Source organism: Tardiphaga sp. (assembly GCF_044336785.1).
Classification (GTDB): domain Bacteria; phylum Pseudomonadota; class Alphaproteobacteria; order Rhizobiales; family Xanthobacteraceae; genus Tardiphaga.
Genome location: NZ_JBIIOT010000165.1, coordinates 1 through 6,580, shown reverse-complemented (window position 1 = coordinate 6,580; position 6,580 = coordinate 1). Strand labels below are relative to the sequence as shown.

Genomic DNA, 6,580 nt, shown 5'->3' with positions numbered 1-6,580 from the left:
ATCGTTATTTGTTTTCTGCTCACCCTGGAAGCTTAACTTCACAACAAGACGCCGACCTAGAGTTTGCCAAAGAGTGTTTCTCAATACTTGATCGCACTGTGAAATTCGAACGGATCGATGCTGCCTCATTCGACACATATGTCACGACAGATCATGGCGCCGTACCATTCGAATATCTTTCATCAGGCTTCCGCGCCTCGCTCGCGATGCTGCTGGGAATCATACGTGAGATCGAGGTCAGACAATTTGACGTTCCCGCCAATAAATTCAGCGGCGTTATTCTTATCGACGAACTTGACTTACACTTACATCCAACGTGGCAACGCTCGATAATTCGAGCGTTGAAGACCGCATTTCCGAACGCACAATTCATAGTGACCACCCACAGCCCGCATATGATACAAGCAGCGGATCAAGGAGAAGTCATTCCGCTAGTTCGAGACGAATCGGGGAACCCAACAATTGGTAGATTCAAAACAGGATTCTACGGCTTCAAAGGATGGACGATCGAGGAAATCTTAAGAGACGTAATGGGCCTTGAAAGCACCGATTCCGAGCCATTTAGCAACGCAATGAAAGAGTTCGACCAAGCGATCGAACTTAACGATGAGTCGAGGCTTCAAGCTGTACTTTGCGAACTAGATTCAATGCTGAATCCAAGCAATCACCTCCGAAAGATTCTTAGAGTTCAAGCAGCCCCGTTTGGCGGCAGAATCCATGATTAAAATAACTAGACCTGCGGCTCCACCAGAACTAGACGCGCAGCGCGTTGCTGAACTGACTCAGATATTCATCGACGACGACACGAAGTCGCCATGGAAGGCACAATTTATTCGAAGCGCTCTTTTACAAATGTCTAGTGGTAAGTGCGCTTACTGCGAGGCACGCATCGACGAAGAGTCAAAGTACATGGAGGTTGATCATTATTTCTGCAAATCTCGGCATCCCACCCGTGTAGTTGAGTGGACTAACCTCATACCGTGCTGCAAAAGATGCAATGTAAATAAGGGCGCGCACGACGTTGATACCCAAGGCGACTTGATCGACCCGACTATCGACACTCCAGCAAATCATCTTATTCTGCGCAATTACCGTTTATCTGGCCGCGATGAGAAGGGAGATAGAACTATTGATATTCTCTATCTCAACGAAACAAAAAGAGTTGTTAAAGCACGATTTGACATTGGAAACGTCGTCTTGGAGTCTCTCGAAAAACTGATGGTAACGGCAAATGAGTGCATACTTGACGCAACTAAAAATCGAAAGATTAGTCAGCTGCAGCGTGGCTTCACTACGCTTCTAATGGAAACCCTCCCCTCCACACAATACAGCGCAACTGCGGCGACCTCGATCGCACACCATCCGAATTACCTAAGCACCAAAAATGCGCTTGTTGCTCTAAATTGTTGGACCGACGAGCTAATCAAGCTTGAAGCAAACATGCTCGCTGCGTCCCTCGGTGCACCGTAGTCGCAGCTTTGATTCAATGTGAAAGCGCCGGCCTTCGGCCGCTTTCACATTTAGATCAATGCAGGGTCAAACCCGACAATCACAGGTGAGCGTATCCCACCTACGCTGCCGCCCTCTCGCCCGCTTCCCTGATCCCCGCAATGATCGCTTTGGAAAACGCTTCCAGATCGCCCGGATTGCGCGAGGTGACGATGCCGCTGTCGGTGACGACGGGCTTGTCTTCCCACTTCGCACCCGCATTGATCACATCGGTCTTGATGGAATGATAGGACGTCATCTTGCGGTTCTTCGCGATGCCGGCCTCGACCAAGAGCCACGGCGCATGGCAGATCGCGGCGATCGGTTTGCCGGCCGCATAAAACGCCTTGATCAGCGCCAGCGCATCTTCGTTGACGCGCAAGAGATCCGGATTGATCTGGCCGCCCGGCAGCACGAGGGCGTCGTAGTCGCTGTCCGTGGCGCCGGCGAGCGCGACATCGACCTTCACCGCTTGGCCCCAGTCGTCGCCGGACCAGCCGCGGATGACGCCGGCTTCGGGCGAGGCCACATGCACCTCGGCGCCGGCCTCGGTGAGGCGATCGCGCGGTACTTCCAGTTCGGATTGCTCGAAACCATTGGTGGCGAGAATGAGAACGCGCTTGCCGGTGAGTTTGGCTGACATGAAGAACTCCATCGCTGTTGGTGATGCAGGACCAATGATGAGCGATGGGAGACGTTCCCGGCTTCGCGCGATGCGCTTCGCCGGGCGCGGCCCGGTGGGAGGCGCGTCGATGGAACGACGTTGCGGGGGCGTCACGCGGGCCCTCCCCTCGAGGGCAGCGCCATCGGATGTGGCGAGGCGTGGCTGAGGATGGTGCTCGGCCTGCATGGTTCGAGACGCCCGCGTCCGCCTTCGCTCTTCGAGCTACGGCGGACAAGTCGCGGGCTCCTCACCATGAGGGTCTTCTATGGCGGTGAACTCCGTCCCTCATCCTGAGGAGCGGCCTTCTCGGGCCGCGTCTCGAAGGATGGCCGCGGGCTGTTTCGGCGATCATAGGTGATAGCCCGTGCCCGCAAGCAGGGGGAACACTGCGTGCGGAGCTCGAGGCCACGCAAAACGGCGGATCTCGCGATCCGCCGCTTCGGTGGTCCGGGTAAATTGCGTTATGCGCGGGCGCTGGCGGTTTTTTTCGCGGCGCGGCGCGGTTTTGCGGCCAGTTCGCTCGGGGCGGCGGCTTCGCGCTCAAGACGCTCGGCACGCAGGCGCTCCATATTGGAGTACAGAGCGGCTTGCGTCTTCTCGTGCTCGGCCATGGCCTTTTCAGCGTCCTTCTGACGCATCAGGTTACGTTCAGCTCGCTCAATGGGAGTGAGCTTGTGCGGGACTGATTGTTCAACTTGATCTGTCATGCGGGGATAACGCACGGGAGGGGATCAGGTTCCATGCGTGGCGGAGCTTCGGTCGCATGTCCGCAGGCAACCAATGACCGGTGGCGCGGATCGTTCCGGACCGCCGGCCAATCGGCAGCGCAACGCAAAACGGCGGACCGAAGTCCGCCGTCTTGACCGGGAGCCTGTCGCCATCCTGCGAGACGCCGCTGCGCGGCTCCTCAGGATGAGGGCTTGCGTTAGTTGTCCAGGAACGAGCGCAGCTTGCGGCTGCGGCTCGGGTGCTTCAGCTTGCGCAGCGCCTTGGCCTCGATCTGGCGAATACGTTCGCGCGTCACCGAGAACTGCTGGCCGACTTCTTCCAGCGTGTGGTCGGTGTTCATGCCGATGCCGAAGCGCATGCGCAGCACGCGCTCCTCGCGCGGGGTGAGCGAGGCGAGCACGCGCGTGGTGGTCTCGCGCAGGTTCGACTGGATCGCCGCATCGATCGGCAGCACCGCATTCTTGTCCTCGATGAAATCGCCGAGATGCGAGTCTTCCTCGTCACCCACCGGGGTTTCGAGCGACAGCGGCTCTTTCGCGATCTTGAGGACCTTGCGCACCTTCTCCAGCGGCATGCCGAGCTTTTCGGCCAGCTCTTCAGGGGTCGGTTCGCGGCCGATCTCGTTCAGCATCTGGCGGCTCGTGCGCACGATCTTGTTGATCGTCTCGATCATGTGCACGGGGATGCGGATGGTGCGGGCCTGGTCGGCGATCGAACGGGTGATCGCCTGCCGGATCCACCAGGTGGCATAGGTCGAGAACTTGTAGCCGCGGCGATATTCGAACTTATCGACCGCCTTCATCAGACCGATATTGCCTTCCTGGATGAGATCGAGGAACTGCAGACCACGGTTGGTATACTTCTTGGCGATGGAGATCACGAGGCGGAGATTGGCCTCGACCATTTCCTTCTTGGCCTGGCGCGCTTCGCGCTCGCCCTTCTGCACGCCATGCACGATCTTGCGGAATTCGCCGATCTCGAGGCCGGTGAGGGCCGCCAGCTGCTGGATCTCGCCGCGCAGCTCCTTGATGCGGTCCTTCTCGATCGCGACGAAGTTCTTCCAGCCTTTGGCGGAGAGCTTGGAGACACGGTTGAGCCAGCGCGGATCGAGCTCCGAGCCCTGATAGTTGCGCAAAAAGTCTTCGCGGCCGACGCCGTGGCTGTCGCCGAGACGCATCAGGCGGCCTTCGAACGACACGAGGCGCTTGTTGATGTCGTAGAGCTGCTCGACGAGTGAATCGATACGCGCCTGGTTGAGGCGCAGCGACTTCACTTCGACGACGATTTCGTCCTTGAGCTTCTTGTACTTGCGCTCCTGCGACGGCGACAGCGACGGCCCCTGCGACGAGCTTTCCAGCTGGTTCGCGATGTCCTGTTCCTGCAGCTTGCGCAGCTTCTTGTATTCGGATGCGATCTTGTCGAAGGTCTCCACGACCTTCGGCTTCAGCTCGGCCTCGATGGCGGCAAGCGACATCTGGTTTTCGAACTCGTCGTCGTCCATGTCGCCGTCGGCGGCGCCTTCGGACGTGCTTTCACCGCCGGGCTGTGCTGCCGGCTGCGGACGGCCGCCCTGGGCGGGACGGAACGGAGTCGGCTGGGCCGGTGCAGACGGCGGTGCTGCGACGGCGCTCTCGCCCTCATTGCCTTCACCGTCGCCGGTGGGGCCTGCGATCATCGCAGGATTGACGCCGCCCTTGCCTTCGGGGCCGGCGTAGGTCGCTTCGAGATCGATGATGTCGCGGAGGAAGATCTTGCCTTCGGCCAGTTCGTCGCGCCAGATGATGATGGCCTGGAAGGTCAGCGGACTTTCGCAGAGGCCTGCGATCATAGCCTCGCGGCCAGCCTCGATGCGCTTTGCGATGGCGATTTCGCCTTCGCGCGACAAGAGCTCGACGGTGCCCATCTCGCGCAGATACATGCGCACGGGATCGTCGGTGCGCTCGCCCGGCTCCGACTTCTTGACTTCGGTGACGGCCTTGGAGGTGACTTCAACGAGTTCGTTATCGGTCTCGTCGTCGTCTTCCTGCTTTTCCTCGTCGTCCGAGTCGTCGTTCTCGGACACGTTGATGCCCATCTCGGAGAGCATCGACATGATGTCTTCGATCTGTTCGGGCGAGGTCTGGTCGGAGGGCAGCACTTCATTGAGCTGATCGAACGTCACGAAGCCGCGCTTCTTGGCGTTCTTGATCATCTTCTTGACGGCAGCGTCGGACAAATCCAGCAAAGGCGACGGCGCGTCGGCGGCATCCTTCTCGGGCGTATCCGCTGCCGCGTTTTCCTTGTCCTTGGTCTGCAGCGTCTTTGCCTTGGTGGCCATTCAATGCTCCTGAAACGCGCTCACGCCGGGGGCGCATCCGCACCCCACCATCTCATCTCGTGCCGGTCGACTTGCTCATCACTTGCGTGACGGTCACTTGCATGACGGGATGACGCGCAAAGGGCGGCGCTGGTCTTTCGCCACCCTCATCGTCATACCCGGTTTGTCGAACGCGGCTATTCAATCTCTGCTCAAGGCTTTACCCGTGAAGGGCTTAAGCCCGGATTAACCCTGTTTGTGCCGCCAAACCATGGTTTTGGCGAGTCTTTTTGCCCTTGGCAACCGTTCCGTCCGCAGCAAATGTTGGTCACTGGCTGCGCTGGAACCGGCCGGACAACTCGCCAAATCCCTCGATCAGCGCCTCGGTCCCGTCCACCTCGGCAAGCCGTGCCTTCACGTCGCGGAGCCAACCATAATGGGTTTCACTGGCCTCCGCGCCCAGAGCGAGCTCGGCATCCTTCAGCTCCCTAAGTAGTGAATGGTACTGGCGATGCAAGGCGACGAGCTGCATCCAGGTGGCCAAAACATCCTCGCGCGCCGCGCCGGGCTGCGAGGCCCACACCGCCTGGACGGTGATCGCCTGCTCAACCTTCTGTAATTGCTCGGAAAATCCAGCCTTTACCAGGTCTTCACGCATTTCCGCGCTTTGCTCGGCTTCGTCGCCATGATGATGCTCGTGGGCGAAGGCAGCGATGATCCCTGCACGCAGGCGGTGCATTTCCGGATGCGCCAGTTCGAGGGCGGCGACCTCCTCAAGGCGGTCGTGCAGCAGCCAGGGATGGTTGATCAGGGATTGCAGGATCAGCGCCTCGCGCCGCGAGATGGCGCTGCGCTGACCGCGCATGATCGACGACGTGGCGAGCTGCGCACTGACGGCCTGATACGGTCCGCGGCCCAGAACCTGGCTCGCGGTGAGCGGCACGCCACGATTATTGGCACTGATTCGCGGGACGAAAGGCTGGCGCGGGGCACGCTGGAAGTTGCCCTGCTGGCCGCCGCGAGTCCCGCCACCGCTGCGCGCGCCACCGCCGAACTGGCGATAGAGGCGCTCGGCGAGATCCTGGCGGTAATATTTCTTCACGACATCGTCGCGGATGCCGTTGGAGATTTCCCCGATCCGCGCCTCCAGCGCCGCGCGGCGCTCGGGGGTGGAGAAATCACCGGCGGCGATCTCGCGGGCCCAGATCAGGTCCGACAGCTTGCCAGCGGCGGCGATGACATCCTCGATGGCCCCGCGACCACCGGAGCGGGCGAGATCGTCGGGGTCCTGCCCTTCCGGCAGCAGCGCAAAGCGCAGGCTCTTGCCGGGCTTGAGATGCGGCAGCGCCAGCTCCGCCGCGCGCCACGCCGCCGTCTGGCCGGCGCGGTCGCCGTCGAAGCAG

5 protein-coding genes and 1 pseudogene are annotated in these 6,580 nt (G+C 60.0%); 2 read left to right on the top strand and 4 right to left on the bottom strand.

From position 1 onward, the window contains the following. Both ACIQ2A_RS25195 and ACIQ2A_RS25190 read left to right on the top strand, forming a co-directional pair. Positions 1-725 (top strand): AAA family ATPase (locus ACIQ2A_RS25195; protein WP_398484673.1); only part of this gene is annotated, 725 nt, incomplete at its 5' end. Next, on the top strand, positions 718-1,470 hold the full coding sequence (locus ACIQ2A_RS25190; protein WP_398484671.1) for a hypothetical protein: 753 nt from the start codon (positions 718-720) through the stop codon (positions 1,468-1,470). The genes ACIQ2A_RS25195 and ACIQ2A_RS25190, both read left to right, overlap by 8 nt. A gap of 100 nt (positions 1,471-1,570) precedes the next feature. Here the strand turns inward: ACIQ2A_RS25190 and ACIQ2A_RS25185 are convergent, their stop codons facing one another. The 4 genes and pseudogenes from ACIQ2A_RS25185 to ACIQ2A_RS25170 all read right to left on the bottom strand — a co-directional run. Then, positions 1,571-2,131, bottom strand: a complete 561-nt coding sequence (locus tag ACIQ2A_RS25185; RefSeq protein WP_398484669.1) for a type 1 glutamine amidotransferase domain-containing protein — start codon at positions 2,129-2,131, stop codon at positions 1,571-1,573. A gap of 482 nt (positions 2,132-2,613) precedes the next feature. Then, entirely contained in the window at positions 2,614-2,859 is a 246-nt protein-coding gene (locus tag ACIQ2A_RS25180; RefSeq protein WP_398484667.1) for a hypothetical protein, read from the bottom strand. Positions 2,860-3,077: 218 nt separating this feature from the next. After that, a complete protein-coding gene (gene rpoD / locus ACIQ2A_RS25175; RefSeq protein ID WP_398484665.1) occupies positions 3,078-5,198 on the bottom strand; it encodes an RNA polymerase sigma factor RpoD in 2,121 nt (706 codons plus the stop codon). A gap of 307 nt (positions 5,199-5,505) precedes the next feature. Next, positions 5,506-6,580 (bottom strand): annotated as a pseudogene (locus ACIQ2A_RS25170) (DNA primase); the annotation flags it as partial.

What these genes read in the sequence shown, in the direction of transcription:
- ACIQ2A_RS25190 (WP_398484671.1), top strand. Translation starts at nt 718, where the DNA reads ATGATTAAAATAACTAGACCTGCGGCTCCACCAGAACTAGACGCGCAG.
- ACIQ2A_RS25185 (WP_398484669.1), bottom strand. Translation starts at nt 2,131, where the DNA reads ATGTCAGCCAAACTCACCGGCAAGCGCGTTCTCATTCTCGCCACCAAT.
- ACIQ2A_RS25180 (WP_398484667.1), bottom strand. Translation starts at nt 2,859, where the DNA reads ATGACAGATCAAGTTGAACAATCAGTCCCGCACAAGCTCACTCCCATT.
- rpoD (WP_398484665.1), bottom strand. Translation starts at nt 5,198, where the DNA reads ATGGCCACCAAGGCAAAGACGCTGCAGACCAAGGACAAGGAAAACGCG.